The sequence below is a fragment of the Lysinibacillus sp. NPDC096418 genome (assembly GCF_044762775.1).
In the GTDB taxonomy this organism is placed as follows: Bacteria; Bacillota; Bacilli; order Bacillales_A; family Planococcaceae; genus Lysinibacillus.
Map to the genome: position 1 here is coordinate 1 of NZ_JBIWEY010000011.1, position 18,698 is coordinate 18,698.

Genomic DNA, 18,698 nt, shown 5'->3' on the forward strand with positions numbered 1-18,698 from the left:
CACCCGTTCCCATACCGAACACGGAAGTTAAGCTCTTTAGCGCCGATGGTAGTTGGGGGCTTCCCCCTGTGAGAGTAGGACGTCGCTAGGCACATTGAAAACAGTCAACTATTTGTTGGCTGTTTTTTTATGCGAATTTTATATAATGAGATACTTTTCGGCCTAGATTATACATAAAAGTTATTGCAATAGAGAATTTCCTGAAAGAGTTATTAATAATACTCATCCTCAGTGTTTTCTTGTTTTTCTTTTGCTATGTCCTCGATTGATCCTCTAACGCTGTATTATTAGGATTCTCTAAATTTTTCAGCAGCTATTGCATTCTGTGTGTGTTGAATTTGTTTTTCTAGATTAGAAAGCTTTTCATATTTACGTTCAATAAATACACCGCGATTGGCCTCTAAATTAACTTCACTTTCTAGATGATTCTGTTCACGTTTTAATGCATTGTTAGTTATGTGTAACGTTTTATTTTGATCTAAAAGTGCAGTTTTTGCTAATAAATCCTCAATAGGAGTTGCTGAGTGTTTTTCAGCGACTTATTTGTCTCTATTTGGTTTTTTCTGTTCAACTATCTGTTGTTCTGCAATCTGTACGTCAATTTCGGCAACCTGCTTTTCAAGTTCTTTTAGTTGCTCCTTAATTGCTGTAATATCGCCGCCATTATCAACGGTGCGTTTAGTTAAATTACTTTTCATTTCTTGGATACTTTCAAGTTATTTTATTAAGCTCTCGATAAGATATGTATTATGTTGTTGTCTAATTGTTAAGTTATCTTTTTGTGCATGGTACTGTATTTGTTGTAGGTTCTTTTTCGAAGCTATCAGAGTAGGGGCGTTAAAGAAGTTTTTATTTCCTTTAACGATATTAATTTTCATTTTTCACCTCATTAATAAAATGTATCGACTTTTTATTTGTAGTTAGTAGTATATAAATAATTGTTATAAAATCTTACCTTCCTTATTAAGGATAACAATGTATAATTGGGTTTAAGTGAGGAAATCTATAAACGATATGAGAAGTGGAAGGAAGGGCAATTTGGGAAAAAAGCAAATTTTGTATGAAGTAGAAGAAAATGAAACTATAGAGGAATGTTTGGCACGAATGCAAAAAGATGGTTATATTGCGATGGGGAGAAAGGAAGAGCCTGTCTTTCATATCGTAAATGGAGAACCAACGTATTTACGTCAAAAAATACAATTTAAAGCAATGTTATGTCAAGATTTCGAATAGATATGACCGAAAACCGAACGATGTCATTTAGTGAAAATAAAACGTTCGCATTTTAGCATTGACGATAGTGTATTCAATTGTTAAAATGTGATAAGGAAAAACAATTAAATCCCCCATATATGCTAGAGGATTGGCTCTAGTGTCTCTACCCGGCACCGTAAATGCTGGACTATGCGGGAAAGCAACTTTTGGCATGTTACGGGAAGGTGTGATTACAGATGTGTAAATCTGCATATTCTTTTCATCTAGTGTCCTTAAGTAAGCTGCTTTCACGTGTACTGTAGAGAGTAGTTTATTTGAGGATTTTTTTGTGCGAAAAAGTAAATAATGCGGTGGCTATTGAATAAATAATAGTGGCTTGCACAACAATCGATCATTTTTCTATCGTTTAAAAGGAGCGACAATTCATGAATCCGAAAATCGGTGTCATTATGGGTAGTTCGAGTGACTGGGAAACAATGAAACATGCTTGTGATATTTTAGATGAATTACAAGTACCATACGAGAAAAAGGTAGTGTCTGCGCATCGTACACCTGACTTAATGTTTGAATATGCAGAAGCAGCGCGTGAACGTGGTATTCAAGTAATTATTGCAGGTGCAGGTGGTGCAGCGCATTTACCAGGAATGGTGGCAGCAAAAACAACATTGCCTGTTATAGGAGTGCCAGTGCAATCTCGCGCACTTAACGGTCTTGATTCATTACTATCCATTGTACAGATGCCAGGTGGTGTACCAGTAGCAACTGTTGCAATTGGAAAAGCAGGTGCTACAAATGCAGGTTTGCTTGCAGCGCAAATTTTGTCGACAACAGATTCAGAGCTTGCTAACAAACTAGATGCTCAACGCGAAGCGACAAAGCAGCAAGTATTAGAAAGCACAGGTGACCTAGTGTGACAAAGATTATTTATCCCGGTCAAACGATAGGTATTATCGGTGGTGGGCAGCTTGGACGTATGATGGCACTCGCGGCAAAAGAGGCAGGACTTAAAATTGCTGTACTTGAGCCAGCAATGGATTCACCATGTGGTCAGATAGCAGACATTCGCATCCTCGCTCCATACGATGATGAAGCAGCGTTAGAAGAGCTTGCAGAAGTAAGTGATGTTATCACGTACGAATTTGAAAATATTGATTATGAAGGCTTAAAACGTTTAACAGAGATGGCGTATGTACCACAAGGGGCTGAATTAGTACGTATTACACAAGATCGTGTGATAGAAAAAGCGGCGATTGTAGAGGCTGGTTGCCCAGTTGCGCCATATGTTGTAGCTAGTACATATGCAGAGCTAGTAGAAAATATTGAAACAATCGGTTATCCATGTATTGTGAAAACAGCAAGAGGTGGCTATGACGGTAAAGGACAGCAACTATTAAAATCAGCGGCTGACCTTCCAATGGCTGAAGAGCTTTTCACACATTCACAATGTATTGCAGAAGGCTTTGTTCCTTTTGTGAAGGAAGTTTCAGTTATTGTACAACGTAATGGGGAAGGTGAGTCCTATTGCCAACCAGTTGGCGAAAATATTCATGTACATCATATTTTACATGAAACGATTGTACCGGCCCGCATCCTGGAGGCGACAGCACAGACTGCTGAACGTGAAGCAATGAAAATTGCTGATTATTTAGATCTTGTGGGTACACTAGCAGTGGAGATGTTCGTCTTAGAAAATGGTGACATTGTCATTAATGAGTTAGCACCAAGACCACATAATTCAGGCCACTATTCAATAGAAGCATGTAACGTATCACAATTCCATCAACACATTCGAGCTGTTTGTGGTTGGCCATTGCGCAAACCACAGCTATGGGCACCATCAATCATGGTGAATGTCCTAGGGCAGCACGTAATGCAACTTAGTAATTCAATTGCAAAATATCCTGATTGGTCTTTACATCTTTACGGCAAAGCTGAAGCTAAGGTAAACCGTAAGATGGGCCATGTAACGATTATGACAAAAGATTTGGAACATACTTTACAAGAAATCGAACATTCTGGCATCTGGTCAGAATAGAAGGAGATACGCGATGATCGAACGTTACACAAGACCCGAAATGGGAGCAATTTGGACAGAGCAAAACAAATACCAAGCTTGGTTAGAGGTAGAGATTTTAGCATGTGAAGCTTGGGCAGAGATTGGTGACATTCCAAAAGAAGATGTAGCGAAAATTCGTGAAAATGCTTCATTTGATGTTGATCGTATTTTAGAAATTGAGAAAGAAACAAGACATGACGTAGTAGCTTTTACACGTGCCGTTTCTGAAACCCTTGGTGAGGAACGTAAATGGGTACATTACGGTTTAACTTCAACAGACGTTGTCGATACAGCCCTTTCTTATTTGATAAAACAAGCAAATGATATTTTACGAAAAGATATTGTGAACTTTATTGATATTATTGCGGCGAAAGCCAAAGAACATAAACATACGGTAATGATGGGCCGTACACACGGTGTGCACGCAGAGCCAACGACTTTCGGTTTGAAACTAGGGTTATGGTATGAAGAAATGAAGCGTAACCTTGAACGTTTTGAGGCAGCAGCTAAAGTAATTGAAACTGGTAAAATGTCTGGTGCTGTTGGGACATATGCAAATATTGACCCACGCGTAGAGCAATATGTATGCGACAAGCTTGGGCTTGCAGCTTCACCTATTTCAACACAAACTTTGCAACGTGATCGTCATGCACAGTATTTAGGTGCCTTAACTTTAGTAGCAACATCAATTGAAAAGTTCGCAACCGAGATTCGCGGTTTGCAAAAATCAGAAACAAGAGAAGTAGAAGAAGCCTTTGCAAAAGGGCAAAAAGGATCATCTGCAATGCCACATAAACGTAATCCAATCGGTTCTGAAAACATGGTTGGTCTGTCACGTTTAATGCGTGGTTATATGGTGACAGCTTATGAAAATGTAGCGTTATGGCATGAGCGTGATATTTCACATTCATCTGCAGAGCGCGTGATTTTACCAGATGCGACAATTACATTGAATTACATGTTAAATCGCTTCAGCAATATCGTGAAAAACTTAACAGTATTCCCTGAAAACATGAAACGTAATATGGGTCGCACATTTGGGCTAATTTACTCTCAACGCATTTTACTTGCTCTAATCGATAAAGGTTTAGCTCGTGAGGAAGCGTATGACACAGTACAACCATTGGCGATGCAGGCGTGGGACGAGCAAGTACAATTCCGAACATTAGTTGATGCGAGTGAAAAAATCACATCATTCTTAACGAAGGAAGAGCTAGATGATTGCTTTGACTATAACTACCACTTACAACATGTAGACATGATTTTTGAACGTCTTGGATTAAATTAATTCAGTCATTAGATTGAATAACGTTAGTGCCTTGACGGATGTGATGGGTATTGGATCGTGCGTGCACGATTCAATATCCGCACATAAATACGCCAAGGTGTATTTGAAAATATGGGGGAATGACGAAATGAATAAAGATCAACTTTTGTATGAAGGTAAAGCAAAAAAATTGTATGCGACTGAGGAGCCAAATGTCCTCCTAGTTGAATATAAGGATAGTGCAACAGCATTTAACGGTGAGAAAAAAGAGGAAATAGTCGGAAAAGGCGTGTTAAATAACCGTATTACCTCGTTAATTTTCGAAAAATTACAAGCTAACGGAATTGCGTCACATTTCATAAAACAATTGTCTGATACAGAACAACTTGTGAAAATGGTCGACATTATTCCAATTGAAGTCGTAGTTCGTAACATTGCGGCTGGTAGTTTGGCGAAACGCCTTGGTTTTGAAGAAGGCACACCTTTAAAGCGCCCAATCGTTGAGTTTTACTATAAAGACGACGAGCTAGGCGATCCGTTCATTACGACGGAGCATATTGATGTACTAGACCTTGCAACACCGGATGAAGTAACAGCAATCTATGACGGCGCAATCGCTGTTAACAAAGTACTGCAACCAATCTTCTCAGATGTAGGTGTAACGTTAATAGACTTTAAGTTAGAGTTTGGTCGTGACACGGATGGAACGGTATTACTGGCAGATGAGATTTCACCAGATACTTGCAGACTATGGGATGCGAACACGAAGCAAAAGCTGGATAAGGACGTCTTTCGTCGTGACCTCGGTAATTTAACTGAAGTTTATACTATTATTCTTACTAGACTCGGAGGCAAATAAAAATGAAAAAAGTAAAAATTTACGTAACATTACGTGAGAGCATTTTAGACCCACAAGGTTCAGCAGTAAAAGGTTCATTAACAAAAATGGGATACGGTGAAGTTGAAGACTTGCGTATCGGGAAATACTTAGAATTAACAATTGCTGACTCAGCTCGTGACGTTGACACACTAGTAAAAGAAATGTGTGAAAAAGTATTAACGAACGTTGTCATTGAAGATTACCGTTACGAAGTCGAGGAGGCTAACTAATCATGAAATTCGCAGTACTAGTATTCCCTGGGTCAAACTGTGACATCGATATGTATCATGCCATTAAAGATGAACTAGGTGAAGAAGTAGAATATGTCTGGCATTCTCAAACAGATTTAAGTAGTTTTGATGGAATTCTAGTACCAGGAGGTTTCTCTTATGGTGATTACCTTCGCTGTGGTGCAATGGCAAACCAATCAAACATTATGTCTGAAGTAAAAAAAGCAGCGGATGCTGGTAAGCCAGTATTAGGTGTATGTAATGGATTCCAGATTTTAACGGAAGCAGGTTTGCTGCCAGGTGCTTTACTACGTAACCAAAACTTAAAATTCATGTGCCGTACAGTACAACTTAAAGTTGAAAACAACAATACTTTATTCACAAATCAATATCAGCAAGGCCAAGTAATTGATATCCCAATCGCACACGGTGAAGGAAATTACTACTGTGACGAGGAAACATTACAAAAATTAAAAGACAATAATCAAATCGTGTTTACATACTCAGGTGAAAATCCAAACGGTTCTTTAGAAGATATCGCAGGGATTGTGAACGAGCGCGGAAATGTGCTAGGTATGATGCCTCACCCAGAGCGTGCAGTAGACGCACTTGTTGGTGGAGCAGACGGTCTTGCCGTATTTAAATCAATTGTAAAGCAGTGGAGGGAAAATCATGTCAACAACTAAGTTTGAGCCAACAGCAGAGCAAATTAAAGAAGAAAAGCTATACGCTGGAATGGGTATGTCAGACGAAGAATTCGCAATGGTAGAAGGTATTTTAGGTCGTCTACCAAACTGGACAGAGACAGGTCTTTTCTCAGTAATGTGGTCGGAGCATTGCTCTTACAAAAACTCTAAACCAGTGTTACGCAAATTCCCAACTAAAGGTCCTCAAGTATTACAAGGTCCTGGCGAAGGTGCTGGGATTGTAGACATCGGTGACGAGCAAGCCGTTGTATTCAAAATGGAATCACATAATCACCCATCGGCAATCGAGCCTTACCAAGGTGCTGCAACAGGTGTTGGCGGTATCATCCGTGACGTATTCTCTATGGGTGCTCGTCCAATCGCAATGCTGAACTCACTTCGCTTTGGTGAGTTAAAATCAGCACGTGGTAAATACTTATTTGAAGAAGTAGTAGCTGGTATCGCTGGCTATGGTAACTGTATTGGTATTCCAACTGTAGGTGGCGAAATTCAATTCGACCCTTGCTATGAAGGAAATCCATTAGTAAATGCAATGTGTGTAGGTTTAATCGACCATAAAGATATCCAAAAAGGTGTAGCAGCGGGTGTGGGCAACACAGTAATGTACGTTGGTGCTAAAACAGGTCGTGATGGTATTCACGGAGCAACATTCTCTTCTGAGGAACTATCAGATGACTCAGAAGAAAGTCGTTCAGCAGTACAAGTTGGTGACCCATTTATGGAAAAACTACTTCTTGAAGCATGTCTAGAAGTAGTGAAATCAGATGCATTAGTTGGTATTCAAGACATGGGTGCTGCAGGTCTTACATCATCTTCAGCAGAGATGGCTTCTAAAGCAGGTACTGGTGTTGAGATGAACTTAGATTTAGTACCTCAACGCGAAACAGGCATGACTGCTTATGAAATGATGCTTTCTGAATCTCAAGAGCGTATGTTAATCGTTGTAAAAGCAGGTCGCGAAGATGAAATCAAAGCGATTTTCGATAAATATGATTTAGATGCAGTAGCAATCGGTGTTGTAACTGACGACAAAATGCTACGCCTAGTACACAACGGTGAAGTAGTAGCTAACGTACCAGCTGACGCTCTTGCAGAAGATGCACCAGTTTACCATAAGCCATCTGCTGAACCAACTTACTACGCTGAATTTCAAGCGATGGAAAATGCTGAACCAGCTTTAACAGACTACAAAGAAACGTTAAATGCACTTCTTCAAGCGCCAACAATCGCGTCAAAAGAGTGGGTTTACGATCAATACGATTACCAAGTACGTACGTCAACAGTTGTTGCACCAGGTTCTGATGCTGCTGTTATTCGTGTACGTGGTACAAACAAAGGCCTTGCGATGACTACTGACTGTAATTCTCGCTATATCTACCTTGACCCAGAAGTGGGTGGTGCAATTGCAGTAGCTGAAGCGGCTCGTAACATCGTTGCTACTGGTGGTACGCCACTTGCAATTACAGACTGCTTAAACTTCGGTAACCCAGAGAAACCAGAAATCTTTTGGCAAATCCAAAAATCAGCAGATGGTATCGCAGCAGCTTGTACAGCGCTAAATGCACCAGTTATTGGTGGTAACGTTTCTCTTTACAATGAACGTTCTGGTGAAGCGGTTTACCCAACGCCAACAATTGGTATGGTTGGTCTAGTAGAAGACTTAACGCACGTAACAACGCAAGACGTGAAATCAGCTGGCGACGTAGTATTCGTAATCGGTGATACAAAAACTGAGTTTGGTGGATCAGAGCTTCAAAAATTACTAAATGGTGGTGTGATTTCTGGTAAAGCTCCGGCTATCGACTTAGCAGTTGAAGCGGCTCGTCAAAATGATTTATTAACAGCAATTAAAGCTGGACTTGTAGCTTCTGCTCATGACGTAGCAGAGGGTGGACTAGCAGTAGCCATTGCTGAAAAAACATTTGGTGCAAACGGTTTAGGCGTTGATGTAACATTAGCTGGCTCGGCTGTTACTGCTTTATTTAGTGAAACACAATCTCGTTTTGTTGTAACAGTTAAAGAAGAAAATGCAGCTGCATTTTTAGAGACTGTTAAAGATGCACAAAAAATCGGTGTCGTAACTAACGATGCGCTTGTTAAAATCAACGGTGACAACGGTGTGCTTGTAGAGGGTACAGTGGAGGAATTCCGTTCTAATTGGAAAGGAGCAATCCCATGCTTGCTGAACTCAGAGGCTTAAACGAAGAATGTGGGGTGTTTGGTATTTGGGGTAACCCAAGTCCAGCACACCTTAGTTATTACGGGTTACATGCTCTTCAACACCGTGGACAAGAAGGAGCTGGTATCGTCGTAACTGACGGTCAGCACCTTCGCGCGGTTAAAGGCGAAGGTCTAGTAAATGATGTGTTTAATGAGGATAAACTAAAAGCTGTTAACGGCAAAGCGGCAATTGCCCATGTACGCTATACAACAGCTGGTGGTGGAGGCATTGAAAATGTGCAACCGCTTTTATTCCACTCATCAACAGGTAGCCTTTCTGTTGCCCACAACGGTAACTTAGTCAATGCTAATCACTTAAAACAATATCTAGAGCGCCAAGGTAGTATTTTTCACTCTAGCTCGGATACAGAAGTGCTTGCGCATTTAATTAAGAAAAGTTCACATTCGCCATTCCGTGCGAAGGTGAAAAATGCCCTTTCACTATTAAAAGGTGCATACTCGTTCTTAATTATGACGAAGGATGAAATGCTTGTGGCACGTGATCCACATGGTTTACGTCCACTATCACTTGGTAAGTTAGGTGATGGCTGGGTCGTAGCTTCTGAAACTTGTGCCTTTGATTTAATCGGTGCTGAGTTTGTTCGTTCTGTTGAACCAGGTGAGTTATTAATTATTAACGATGAAGGCGTAAAGTCTGATCGTTTTGCAGATATGGCAAATCGTGCGATGTGCGCGATGGAATATGTGTACTTAGCACGTCCAGATTCTGACATTGACGGAATTAATGTACATATGGCGCGTAAACGCATGGGTAAACAACTTGCTCGTGAATGTGCACATATTGAAGCGGATGTTGTAACAGGGGTACCTGATTCAAGTATTTCTGCTGCTATTGGATTTGCTGAAGAAAGTGGAATTCCTTACGAGCTAGGCTTAATTAAAAACCGTTATGTAGGTCGTACGTTTATTCAGCCGACGCAGGAATTACGTGAGCGCGGCGTGAAGATGAAACTTTCACCAGTTGTCCAAGTTGTAAAAGATAAGCGCGTTATTATGGTCGATGATTCGATTGTACGTGGTACTACTTCTCGTCGTATCGTTAACATGTTAAAAGATGCGGGCGCAGCAGAAGTGCATGTTGTGATTTCTTCACCACCAATGACAGATCCTTGTTATTACGGTATTGACACTTCTACACATGAGGAGCTTATTGCTTCTAGTCATAGTGTCGAAGAAATCCGTGATGCAATCGGTGCTGATTCATTGACTTTCCTTTCTGTGGAGGGCATGGTCGAGACAATCGCACGTCCATATGATGACGAGAATCGTGGACTTTGCTTAGCATGTTTCACAAGTAAATATCCAACTGAAATTTTCCCAGATACGATCTTACCGCACGAAAAAGAACTACTACGTTAAGATTATTCACTAGCGGAAAATCTTAATGAGCCTCTGGTAACTGTCGTAGATTTTGTATCGTGTTAGCATGATGCAAAATCTCAAGCCAAGGTGAATTTCATTATAAGGAGGAACTCTGCATGTCAAAAGCATATGAACAAGCAGGTGTAAATATTGAAGCAGGCTATGAAGCCGTTAAACGAATGAAGTCTCACGTTGAGCGTACAAACCGTCTAGGTGTGATGGGTACGTTCGGTGGCTTTGGTGGTATGTTTGACTTGTCAGAACTAAATCTAAAAGAACCTGTTCTTATTTCAGGTACTGATGGTGTTGGGACAAAATTAAAACTAGCATTTATGGTAGATAAACACGATACAATCGGTGTTGACTGTGTCGCTATGTGTGTCAATGATATCGTAGCACAAGGTGCAGAACCACTTTACTTTCTAGATTACGTAGCACTAGGCAAGGCAGAACCGGCGAAAATTGAGCAAATCGTTAAAGGTGTTGCAGATGGTTGTGTACAATCAGGCGCAGCTTTAATTGGTGGCGAAACAGCTGAAATGCCAGGTCTTTATGAAGAAGATGAGTACGATTTAGCAGGCTTTGCAGTAGGCGCTTGTGAAAAATCAGCAATCGTGACAGGTGAAAAAATCGTAGAAGGTGACGTGCTTGTAGGTCTTGCATCAAGTGGTGTGCATTCAAACGGTTATTCATTGGTACGTAAAATTGTCTTCGCTGATAACGGTTATGCAGTAGATGCGGTTGTAGATGGCTTCGAGGATTTAGGTCCAATTGGTGAAGCACTTCTAACGCCAACCAAATTATACGCAAAGCCAGTACTTGCAGCATTAAAAGCAGCTGACGTTCATGGTTGCGCACACGTAACTGGGGGCGGTTTCTATGAAAACCTACCACGTATGATGCCAGCAGGATTAGCAACTGAAATCGATCTAGGTTCTTGGCCAGTACTTCGTATTTTCGAATTCTTAAAAGAAAAAGGGCAATTAGAAGATAAAGATCTTTATAATGTCTTTAACATGGGGATTGGATTCGTTATCGCTGTACCAGCAGCAGAAGCGGACAAAGTAATTGCTACAGCTGAAGCAAACGGCGAAAAAGTTTATAAAATCGGTCGCGTTGTGAAAGGTGAAGGTGTTGTATTTAACGGCTCACATGATGGGAGCTTAGTGTAATGACTGCACCAACCAAAATTGCCGTATTCGCTTCAGGCAGCGGCAGTAATTTTCAAGCGATTCAAGAAGCGATTGAGCGAGGCGAGTTACATGCGAAAGTCGAGCTTGTTGTCACAGATAAGCCTGGCGCTTTCGTGATAGCACGTGCTGAAAACTTTGGTATACCGGTTTTAGCGTTAAGTCCGAAAGAGTTTGCATCAAAAGCAGCTTACGAGACTGCTATTATTGAAGCATTACGCGAGTGTGGCGTGGAGTGGGTAGTTCTTGCTGGCTACATGCGCTTAATTGGCGAAGTGTTGTTAGCGGCTTATCCGCAGCGTATCGTCAATATTCATCCTTCATTATTACCGTCTTTCCCTGGCAAAGATGCTATTGGACAAGCGATGGATCACGGTGTCAAAGTAACCGGCGTAACAGTTCACTTTGTCGATGAAGGCATGGACACGGGGCCAATTATCGCACAGGCTGCTGTACCAGTTGTTGTTGGTGACCGCGTGGCGACAGAAACGGCGATTCATAAAGAAGAACATTCATTATATACAGCAGCATTGAAGCAACTATTGAAATAATTAAGATTGAAATGGATAGGTCGCTCAATATAGGGGGAAGGTCGCTCAACATGGATGGTGGGTCGCTCAATATGAGGGGCAAATCGCTCAACAATGAGTGGAAGTCGCTCAACATGAGGGGCAAATCGCTCAACAATGAGTGGAAGTCGCTCAACATGAAGGATAACCCGCTCAACAACGACCTATCCCTATTCAATCAAACATTCCAAAGAGACAAATTAGGAGGATTTTGTTGTGACAAAACGTGCATTAATCAGTGTTTCAGATAAAGCAGGTATTTTAGAATTTGCGAAGGAATTAGTCGCATTAGGTTATGAAATTTTATCAACTGGCGGTACGAAAAAAATGCTACAAGACAACAATGTAGCAGTAACAGCTGTTGACGAAGTAACAAAGTTCCCAGAAATCTTAGATGGTCGTGTGAAAACATTAAACCCAATGATTCATGGTGGATTGCTAGGGAAATTTGACGACGCAAGTCATCAAGCTCAAATGAACGAGCATGGTATTGAGCCAATCGAAATCGTATGTGTAAACCTTTACCCGTTCGTTGAAACAATTTCAAAGCCTAATGTTACATGGGACGATGCAATCGAAAATATCGATATCGGTGGACCTACAATGCTACGTTCAGCAGCAAAAAACCACCAATACGTAACAGTTATCGTTGACTCGAATGACTATGCAAAAGTTTTAGAGGAGTTAAAAGCAGATGGTGCAACAACTCTTGAAACACGTAAAAAACTAGCTGCAAAAGTATTCCGTCATACAGCAGCTTATGATTCATATATCTCTAACCACTTAACAGAAGAAGAGTTCCCAGAAAGCCTAACGCTTACTTATGAGCTAAAACAAAATCTTCGTTACGGTGAAAACCCTCACCAAAAAGCAGCGTTCTACCAAAAACGTCTTGGTTCTGATTTCTCTTTAGCTTATGCAACACAATTACATGGTAAAGAATTATCATACAATAACATCCAAGATGGTAACGCAGCACTTCAAATCGTAAAGGAATTCGAAATGCCAGCAGCAGTCGCTGTGAAACATATGAATCCTTGCGGTGTTGGGACAGGTGTTACGTTAGAAGAAGCGTTTGATAAAGCATATGCAGCAGATCCAACATCAATTTTCGGTGGTATTATCGCGCTAAACATGGAAGTAGATGCAGCAACAGCTGAAAAATTAAGCCATATATTCTTAGAAATTATTATTGCGCCATCATTCACTCAAGAAGCACTTGATATTTTAACGCAAAAGAAAAATATTCGCTTATTAACAATTCCATTTGAGCAAGAAAAACAAGATAAATTCAATGTTGTATCTGTTGAAGGTGGCTTACTTGTACAAGAGCCGGACCGATACGGATTTGCAAATGCAGATATTAAAGTAGTAACAGACCGTGAACCAACTGAACAAGAGTGGGAAGCATTACAACTTGGCTGGTCAGTTGTAAAACATGTGAAATCTAATGCTATCGTTGTAACGGATGCACAAATGACTTTAGGCGTTGGCGCTGGTCAAATGAACCGTGTTGGCGCAGCGAAAATTGCGTTCGAACAAGCTGGTGAAAAAGCAAAAGGTGCAGCGCTTGCATCTGACGCATTCTTCCCAATGGGCGATACTGTAGAAGCGGCTGCAGCAGCAGGAATTACAGCAATTATCCAACCAGGCGGTTCTATTAAAGACCAAGACTCTATCGATAAAGCAAATGAATACGGCATCGCTATGGTATTTACAGGCGTACGTCATTTCAAACATTAATTTAGAAAAATAATCAGCAAAATGACTCATCACTAAAAGTCGGGATGACATTTAGTTAAAAGCATACCAATATTAGAATGCTCATTGATTGGAGTGGAGGCTGAGCGACTCCTGCGGGATTACAATAAAGGAACGAAGGCTAAAAACGTCACATCGTGTGACAACGCCTTCGTGACCAACATCATGTTGGCCCGAGACCCTGGAGCGAGCTTGCGAGTGAAGCGGCTCATCAGACGCCCCCCGGAAAGCGCCCAGCCGAAACGGAAATCAGATTATGGTGATGAACCAACAATATACAGACACTTTAACCGAGATGGTGGTACATCTCGGTTTTACCTTCATTCAGCTGAATGAAGGTAAAGCCTCCGGCGGATGTCACAGATTTTGAAGGGAGTTACTTGTGCAAGCACAATTCAAAATCTGGACGCAAATGCGCCAAGGCGAATTTGATTGACAAAAGGAGGATTTATCCACATGAACGTATTAGTAATAGGTAGTGGCGGTCGTGAGCATGCAATTGCCAAACAATTTAACATTTCTCCGTCAGTAGAAAAAGTATTCGTAGCACCAGGTAATGATGGTATGCGTGGGGATGCAGAAGTAGTGGCAATCGATGCAATGGATTTTGCAGGACTTGCACAATTTGCCAAAGAAAACGCGGTTGTTTTAACATTTGTAGGTCCAGAGCAACCACTTGCTGGTGGAATTGTAGACTTCTTTACAGAGCGTGGTTTACGTGCATTTGGTCCAACGAAAGCAGCCGCTCAAATAGAAGGTAGTAAATCGTATGCAAAAGAAATTATGAACAAATACAATATCCCAACTGCTGCGCACGAAACATTTACAGAAGCGGATAAGGCAGTGGCATACATTAAAGAGCAGGGTGCACCAATTGTTATTAAGGCGGACGGTTTAGCGGCCGGTAAAGGTGTAATCGTGGCAATGACAGAAGAAGAAGCAATTGAAGCGGTGCAAGATATGATTGGTAATCAACGCTTTGGCGAATCTTCATCTCGCGTTGTTGTAGAAGAATTTTTAGATGGCGAAGAATTCTCATTCATGTCATTTGTTCATAAAGGTCAAATTTATCCGATGGTGATTGCCCAAGACCACAAACGTGCATATGATGGGGATAAAGGTCCAAACACTGGTGGTATGGGTGCTTATTCACCAGTTCCACAAATTGAGCAAGATGTTGTCGATCGTTCTTATAAAGAAATTGTTGAGCCAACAGTTGCAGCTATGGAACAAGAAGGTGTATCGTTCACAGGGATTTTATATGCGGGTTTAATCTTAACGAAGAATGGTCCTAAAGTAATTGAGTTCAATGCACGATTCGGTGATCCTGAGACACAAGTCGTATTACCACGTATGGCATCTGATTTTGGTGCATTCATGACAGCATTAATGGATGAAAAACCGTTTGATTTACAATGGTCTGAGGACGCGATGTTAGGTGTAGTAATTGCGGCTGAGGGATATCCTGGGGATCTTGAAAAAGGTAATGTATTACCAAATCTAGCTGCACTATCTTCTTCACATGATGTGTTCCATGCTGGGACAAAATTGGTAGATGACAAGTTCGTTGGTAACGGTGGACGTGTACTATTAGTAGGTGCAAAAGCAGCAACATTAAAAGAAGCACAAGAAAAGGTATATGCAGGTATTGCGACTGAAGAATGGGCGAACTTCTTCTTCCGAAAAGATATTGGTTGGCGTACATTTAAATAATTTTCATAACGTACGCTTTAGCTTTATTCCAGAAAAAACATGTCTCGCGAAGAGACATGTTTTTTGTTATTAAGAAGGGTTCTGTGCTTTGTTTGTAGAATTTGTATGGTCTGATGTGTTTTGCTTTTTTTCTGCTGTGTCGTTCTTTTGTGTAGTTGTTGATTTAGTATCAGAACTACTACTTGAGAAAGCAGCAGAGAAATCCTTCATTAACTTATTCACGTCTTCAGGTGTCATAGAATTCTGACCACTGAGCATACTTTGCATAGTAGTGGACATGGCACTTTGCATGTTCGTACTTAACATGGCCTTTGTCGGGCAGTATTTAAAAATACCCTCTGCCATTTTCATGGCACCAATGGCAATCATTAATTTGCCGGAAGTACAGTCGGGATTTCGAGAAACTTTCGCAATACCAAACGCGGTCATACTTGTACCTAGGAAAAAACGACAAAATGCATTTCTTTCACTTAAATTGGACTGTTGCAATATAAATTACCTCCTTTAGATTTTAATGGAAAAATAGCACTCGAGCACTTTGTTTTACGAAAATGCTGTGTTACGATTGAAACAAGATAGCTACACAAGCTAAATGACCGTATGCTTATGCGATTGTAGTATGCGTTGTTTAAAGTAATCTACACGAAGAAATATTACGTAATATAGGAAGGGGCGAATTTGATGAATCCAGTATGGAAAATTACAGAGCTTCGTCAACAATTAGCAGTAATCGATGGAAAAAAAGCGCCAGACATTGTTCTGAAAAATGCACGTTATTTACATAGCATGCTAAAACAATGGGTGGAAGGTAATATTTGGATTTCGGGTGATCGTATTGTCTATGCCGGAGATAAAATGCCTCCTTTCATTGATGGTAGTGAAATTGTAGATTGTGCTGGAAAAACGATCGTACCAGGCTACATTGAACCACATGTTCATCCGTTCCAACTATATCATCCACAGTCATTTGCTGATTTTTGTGGACAGCTTGGTACAACGACATTTATCTCTGATAACTTAAGCTTTGTTCTGTCATTAGAAAATAGGAAAGCGTTTTCAATATTGGATGATTTAAAAAAGCTACCATTTTCATTTTATTGGTGGACACGCTTTGATTCGCAAACTGAGATGGAGCATGAGGAGGAAATTTTCTCAAATACTTCGATTTCAGAATGGTTAGAGCGTGATGACGTTTTACTCGGTGGTGAATTAACAGGCTGGCCACGTTTATTACAAGGTGATGATCGAATGCTGTACCGCATGCAAATGGCCAAGAGCAAGTGCAAAAAGATTGAAGGTCACTTTCCAGGTGCATCAGAACGTACATTAGCACGTATGAAGTTACTTGGTGCAGATGGAGATCACGAAGCGATGACAGCTGAGGAAGTGGAAAGACGTATATTGCAAGGTTTTGCGGTAACGCTTCGCCACTCGTCAATTCGACCGGATTTACCGAATATTTTAAAAGGTATTCTTGAAAAAGAACTGCCTATTTTTGATCATTTAATGATGACAACGGATGGTTCTACGCCTACGTTCCATCAAGACGGTGTGATGGATAAGTGTATTCAAGTGGCATTAGACGTGGGTGTATCACCGATTGATGCGTACCAAATGGCTTCATATAATATAGCACGCTACTACAATATGTCGAATTTACACGGTTTTATCGCAACTGGTCGTTTTGCATCGCTAAATATTTTACAAGATGAATGGCATCCTGTTCCTGAAAGTGTATTATCGAAAGGGGTCTGGCTGAAGCGTGACGGAGAACGAGTGCAAAGACTGAGTGAGGTCGATTATTCAGTCATTCCTGAATTTAATTTAGGTTTTAGTTTAACACCTGAAAATTTCCAGTTCTCAATGCCATTTGGAATTGAAATGGTCAATGACGTTATTACGAAGCCTTATAATTCAACGATTGCAAAGGAAAATCAGCTATCAAATCATGATGAATGCTATTTAATGCTTATCGATCGAAAAGGTAAATGGCATGTCAATACGATGATTAAGGGCTTTGCAACGGATGTACAAGGATTTGCATCTTCCTACTCAAATACTGGCGATATTTTGCTTATTGGTAAAAATAAAGAGGATATGACGAGAGCATTTGAAGAGATGAAAGCGATGCGCGGTGGTATTGTGCTCGTTGAGAAAGGTGAAATCGTAGCAAGCTTACCGCTTACTATTGGTGGGTTGTTATATGAAGGGAACGTAGAGGATTTAATAGAGAAAGAGATTGTATTAAAACAAGCTTTAGCAGCACGAGGCTATCAACTTGGGGATGCAATTTATTCATTATTATTTTTACAATCTACGCATTTACCTTATATACGCATAACGCAAAAAGGAATTTTTGATGTGATGAAAAATAAATTATTATTACCAGCAGTAATGCTTTAATAGCATACAAAGATTAGGTGTAATTGACTTTAGGGAGGATTTTGTCTGTGTTTAAACCAAATAAATTATTTATGGCATTAGCATTTAGCGCATTATTCATCGGGGGATGCTCGAAGGAAAAAGGAGAGTTGGAAACCCCAAAAGAAGATAAACCACAGGTTGAGGAAACTATTGCAGAAGAGATACACGTAGCGCCATTAACGGGTGAGGTTGTAGAAGAAGAAGTCACGCAACGTCCAATTGTTGTGACAGTGAATAATCATCCTCAAGCGCGTCCACAGTCGGGTCTAGCTGAAGCTGATATCGTCTATGAAATGCTGGCAGAAGGTAATGTTACTCGCTTTTTAGCAGTCTACCAAAGTGCATTACCTGAAAAAGTAGGCCCAGTGCGTAGTGCACGTTCTTATTTTGTTGATATTGCTAAAGCATATGATGCGTTCTATATTGCTCATGGATTTAGCCCAGAGGCAAAATCAATGCTTAGCAACAATGTAGTCGACAATATTAATGGGATGAATTATGATGGTACTTTGTTTAAACGCTCGACAGATCGTGTAGCACCACATAATTCGTATATTTCCTCTGAAAATATATTAGCAGGCGCGGAAAAAGTAGGCGCTTCAATGAATTACAGTGAAAAAGTTGTTCAGGCTTTTTATGAACCAGATGAACATGGTAAGATAGGAATTGAAACTAATCAAGTTGATGTTTATTATGGGAATAATAAGTATTTCCACAATACGTATGTGTATGATCATCAAAACAATCATTATGAACGACAATCGGCTGGCGAAACTACAAAAGATATGTTGACTGGTGATGCATTAACATTTGAAAATGTGTTATTTTTCGAAATGAACCATAAAACAATTGATAATGAAGGTCGACAAGATATCAATTTAACATCTGGTGGAAATGCGTATGTATTTCAGAATGGCTATATGAGAGAAGTCAAATGGGCAAATAAAGATGGACTTCCAATGGCTGTAGAGGAATCTGGTGAGCTTGTGAAGCTTGTACCAGGAAAGTCTTGGGTTCATTTCGTACCAGCCTCACCGGGGTTACAAGCAATGGTAAAAACGCAGCCTTAAAGGGAGGAAAGCA

The 18,698-nt window shown here is 40.4% G+C and carries 17 protein-coding genes, 1 rRNA gene and 1 riboswitch; of the genes, 16 read left to right on the forward strand and 2 right to left on the reverse strand.

Features of this window, described 5'->3' with window-relative positions:
* A 5S ribosomal RNA gene (gene rrf / locus ACIQZG_RS10690) occupies positions 1-91 on the forward strand; the annotation flags it as partial.
* 448 nt (positions 92-539) lie between these two features.
* On the opposite strand, the gene ACIQZG_RS10695 is transcribed toward rrf, so the two are convergent.
* Positions 540-698 (reverse strand): hypothetical protein, encoded by a 159-nt coding sequence (locus ACIQZG_RS10695; RefSeq protein ID WP_402755171.1) that lies wholly within the window; start codon positions 696-698, stop codon positions 540-542.
* Positions 699-1,038: 340 nt separating this feature from the next.
* Here ACIQZG_RS10695 and ACIQZG_RS10700 point away from each other — a divergent pair, with 340 nt between their 5' ends.
* The 13 genes from ACIQZG_RS10700 to purD all read left to right on the forward strand — a co-directional run bounded on the left by ACIQZG_RS10700 (position 1,039) and on the right by purD (position 15,191).
* A complete protein-coding gene (locus ACIQZG_RS10700; protein WP_402755172.1) occupies positions 1,039-1,233 on the forward strand; it encodes an NETI motif-containing protein in 195 nt (64 codons plus the stop codon).
* Positions 1,234-1,326: 93 nt separating this feature from the next.
* A riboswitch (purine riboswitch) is annotated at positions 1,327-1,425 on the forward strand.
* Between the two features lie 215 nt (positions 1,426-1,640).
* Complete coding sequence (purE, locus tag ACIQZG_RS10705; RefSeq protein WP_402755173.1) at positions 1,641-2,129, forward strand: 5-(carboxyamino)imidazole ribonucleotide mutase; 489 nt, start codon at positions 1,641-1,643, stop codon at positions 2,127-2,129.
* Positions 2,126-3,250 (forward strand): 5-(carboxyamino)imidazole ribonucleotide synthase, encoded by a 1,125-nt coding sequence (gene purK / locus ACIQZG_RS10710; RefSeq protein ID WP_402755174.1) that lies wholly within the window; start codon positions 2,126-2,128, stop codon positions 3,248-3,250. The genes purE and purK overlap by 4 nt, the downstream gene beginning before the upstream one ends.
* A gap of 13 nt (positions 3,251-3,263) precedes the next feature.
* Positions 3,264-4,559 (forward strand): adenylosuccinate lyase, encoded by a 1,296-nt coding sequence (purB, locus tag ACIQZG_RS10715; RefSeq protein WP_402755175.1) that lies wholly within the window; start codon positions 3,264-3,266, stop codon positions 4,557-4,559.
* 127 nt (positions 4,560-4,686) lie between these two features.
* Positions 4,687-5,397 (forward strand): phosphoribosylaminoimidazolesuccinocarboxamide synthase, encoded by a 711-nt coding sequence (gene purC, locus ACIQZG_RS10720; protein ID WP_402755176.1) that lies wholly within the window; start codon positions 4,687-4,689, stop codon positions 5,395-5,397.
* A 2-nt stretch (positions 5,398-5,399) separates the two neighbouring features.
* Positions 5,400-5,648: a phosphoribosylformylglycinamidine synthase subunit PurS gene (gene purS / locus ACIQZG_RS10725; protein ID WP_402755177.1), complete on the forward strand. Its 249-nt coding sequence runs from the start codon at positions 5,400-5,402 to the stop codon at positions 5,646-5,648.
* 2 nt (positions 5,649-5,650) lie between these two features.
* Complete coding sequence (gene purQ, locus ACIQZG_RS10730; protein WP_402755178.1) at positions 5,651-6,334, forward strand: phosphoribosylformylglycinamidine synthase subunit PurQ; 684 nt, start codon at positions 5,651-5,653, stop codon at positions 6,332-6,334.
* Positions 6,321-8,555, forward strand: a complete 2,235-nt coding sequence (purL, locus tag ACIQZG_RS10735; RefSeq protein WP_402755179.1) for a phosphoribosylformylglycinamidine synthase subunit PurL — start codon at positions 6,321-6,323, stop codon at positions 8,553-8,555. The genes purQ and purL overlap by 14 nt, the downstream gene beginning before the upstream one ends.
* A complete protein-coding gene (gene purF, locus ACIQZG_RS10740; RefSeq protein WP_402755180.1) occupies positions 8,531-9,955 on the forward strand; it encodes an amidophosphoribosyltransferase in 1,425 nt (474 codons plus the stop codon). Before purL ends, purF begins: the two co-directional genes overlap by 25 nt.
* 119 nt (positions 9,956-10,074) lie before the next feature.
* The gene (gene purM / locus ACIQZG_RS10745) at positions 10,075-11,130 is read left to right on the forward strand and encodes a phosphoribosylformylglycinamidine cyclo-ligase (protein ID WP_402755181.1); all 1,056 of its coding nucleotides are present in this window, start codon (positions 10,075-10,077) and stop codon (positions 11,128-11,130) included.
* On the forward strand, positions 11,130-11,699 hold the full coding sequence (gene purN, locus ACIQZG_RS10750; RefSeq protein WP_402755182.1) for a phosphoribosylglycinamide formyltransferase: 570 nt from the start codon (positions 11,130-11,132) through the stop codon (positions 11,697-11,699). The genes purM and purN overlap by 1 nt, the downstream gene beginning before the upstream one ends.
* A gap of 234 nt (positions 11,700-11,933) precedes the next feature.
* Complete coding sequence (gene purH, locus ACIQZG_RS10755; protein WP_402755183.1) at positions 11,934-13,460, forward strand: bifunctional phosphoribosylaminoimidazolecarboxamide formyltransferase/IMP cyclohydrolase; 1,527 nt, start codon at positions 11,934-11,936, stop codon at positions 13,458-13,460.
* 474 nt (positions 13,461-13,934) lie between these two features.
* Entirely contained in the window at positions 13,935-15,191 is a 1,257-nt protein-coding gene (gene purD, locus ACIQZG_RS10760) for a phosphoribosylamine--glycine ligase (RefSeq protein ID WP_402755184.1), read from the forward strand.
* A gap of 69 nt (positions 15,192-15,260) precedes the next feature.
* On the opposite strand, the gene ACIQZG_RS10765 is transcribed toward purD, so the two are convergent.
* On the reverse strand, positions 15,261-15,680 hold the full coding sequence (locus ACIQZG_RS10765; RefSeq protein ID WP_402755185.1) for a YgaP-like transmembrane domain: 420 nt from the start codon (positions 15,678-15,680) through the stop codon (positions 15,261-15,263).
* A 192-nt stretch (positions 15,681-15,872) separates the two neighbouring features.
* Between ACIQZG_RS10765 and ACIQZG_RS10770 the strand changes: the two genes are divergently transcribed.
* Complete coding sequence (locus ACIQZG_RS10770) at positions 15,873-17,594, forward strand: adenine deaminase C-terminal domain-containing protein (protein ID WP_402755186.1); 1,722 nt, start codon at positions 15,873-15,875, stop codon at positions 17,592-17,594.
* A gap of 47 nt (positions 17,595-17,641) precedes the next feature.
* Positions 17,642-18,685 (forward strand): DUF3048 domain-containing protein, encoded by a 1,044-nt coding sequence (locus ACIQZG_RS10775; RefSeq protein WP_402755187.1) that lies wholly within the window; start codon positions 17,642-17,644, stop codon positions 18,683-18,685.
* Positions 18,686-18,698: the final 13 nt, after the last annotated feature.

Coding starts and splice junctions, on each gene's coding strand:
- ACIQZG_RS10695 (WP_402755171.1), bottom strand. CDS start 698: ATGAAAAGTAATTTAACTAAACGCACCGTTGATAATGGCGGCGATATT.
- purE (WP_402755173.1), top strand. CDS start 1,641: ATGAATCCGAAAATCGGTGTCATTATGGGTAGTTCGAGTGACTGGGAA.
- purB (WP_402755175.1), top strand. CDS start 3,264: ATGATCGAACGTTACACAAGACCCGAAATGGGAGCAATTTGGACAGAG.
- purC (WP_402755176.1), top strand. CDS start 4,687: ATGAATAAAGATCAACTTTTGTATGAAGGTAAAGCAAAAAAATTGTAT.
- purS (WP_402755177.1), top strand. CDS start 5,400: ATGAAAAAAGTAAAAATTTACGTAACATTACGTGAGAGCATTTTAGAC.
- purQ (WP_402755178.1), top strand. CDS start 5,651: ATGAAATTCGCAGTACTAGTATTCCCTGGGTCAAACTGTGACATCGAT.
- purL (WP_402755179.1), top strand. CDS start 6,321: ATGTCAACAACTAAGTTTGAGCCAACAGCAGAGCAAATTAAAGAAGAA.
- purF (WP_402755180.1), top strand. CDS start 8,531: ATGCTTGCTGAACTCAGAGGCTTAAACGAAGAATGTGGGGTGTTTGGT.
- purM (WP_402755181.1), top strand. CDS start 10,075: ATGTCAAAAGCATATGAACAAGCAGGTGTAAATATTGAAGCAGGCTAT.
- purN (WP_402755182.1), top strand. CDS start 11,130: ATGACTGCACCAACCAAAATTGCCGTATTCGCTTCAGGCAGCGGCAGT.
- purD (WP_402755184.1), top strand. CDS start 13,935: ATGAACGTATTAGTAATAGGTAGTGGCGGTCGTGAGCATGCAATTGCC.
- ACIQZG_RS10770 (WP_402755186.1), top strand. CDS start 15,873: ATGAATCCAGTATGGAAAATTACAGAGCTTCGTCAACAATTAGCAGTA.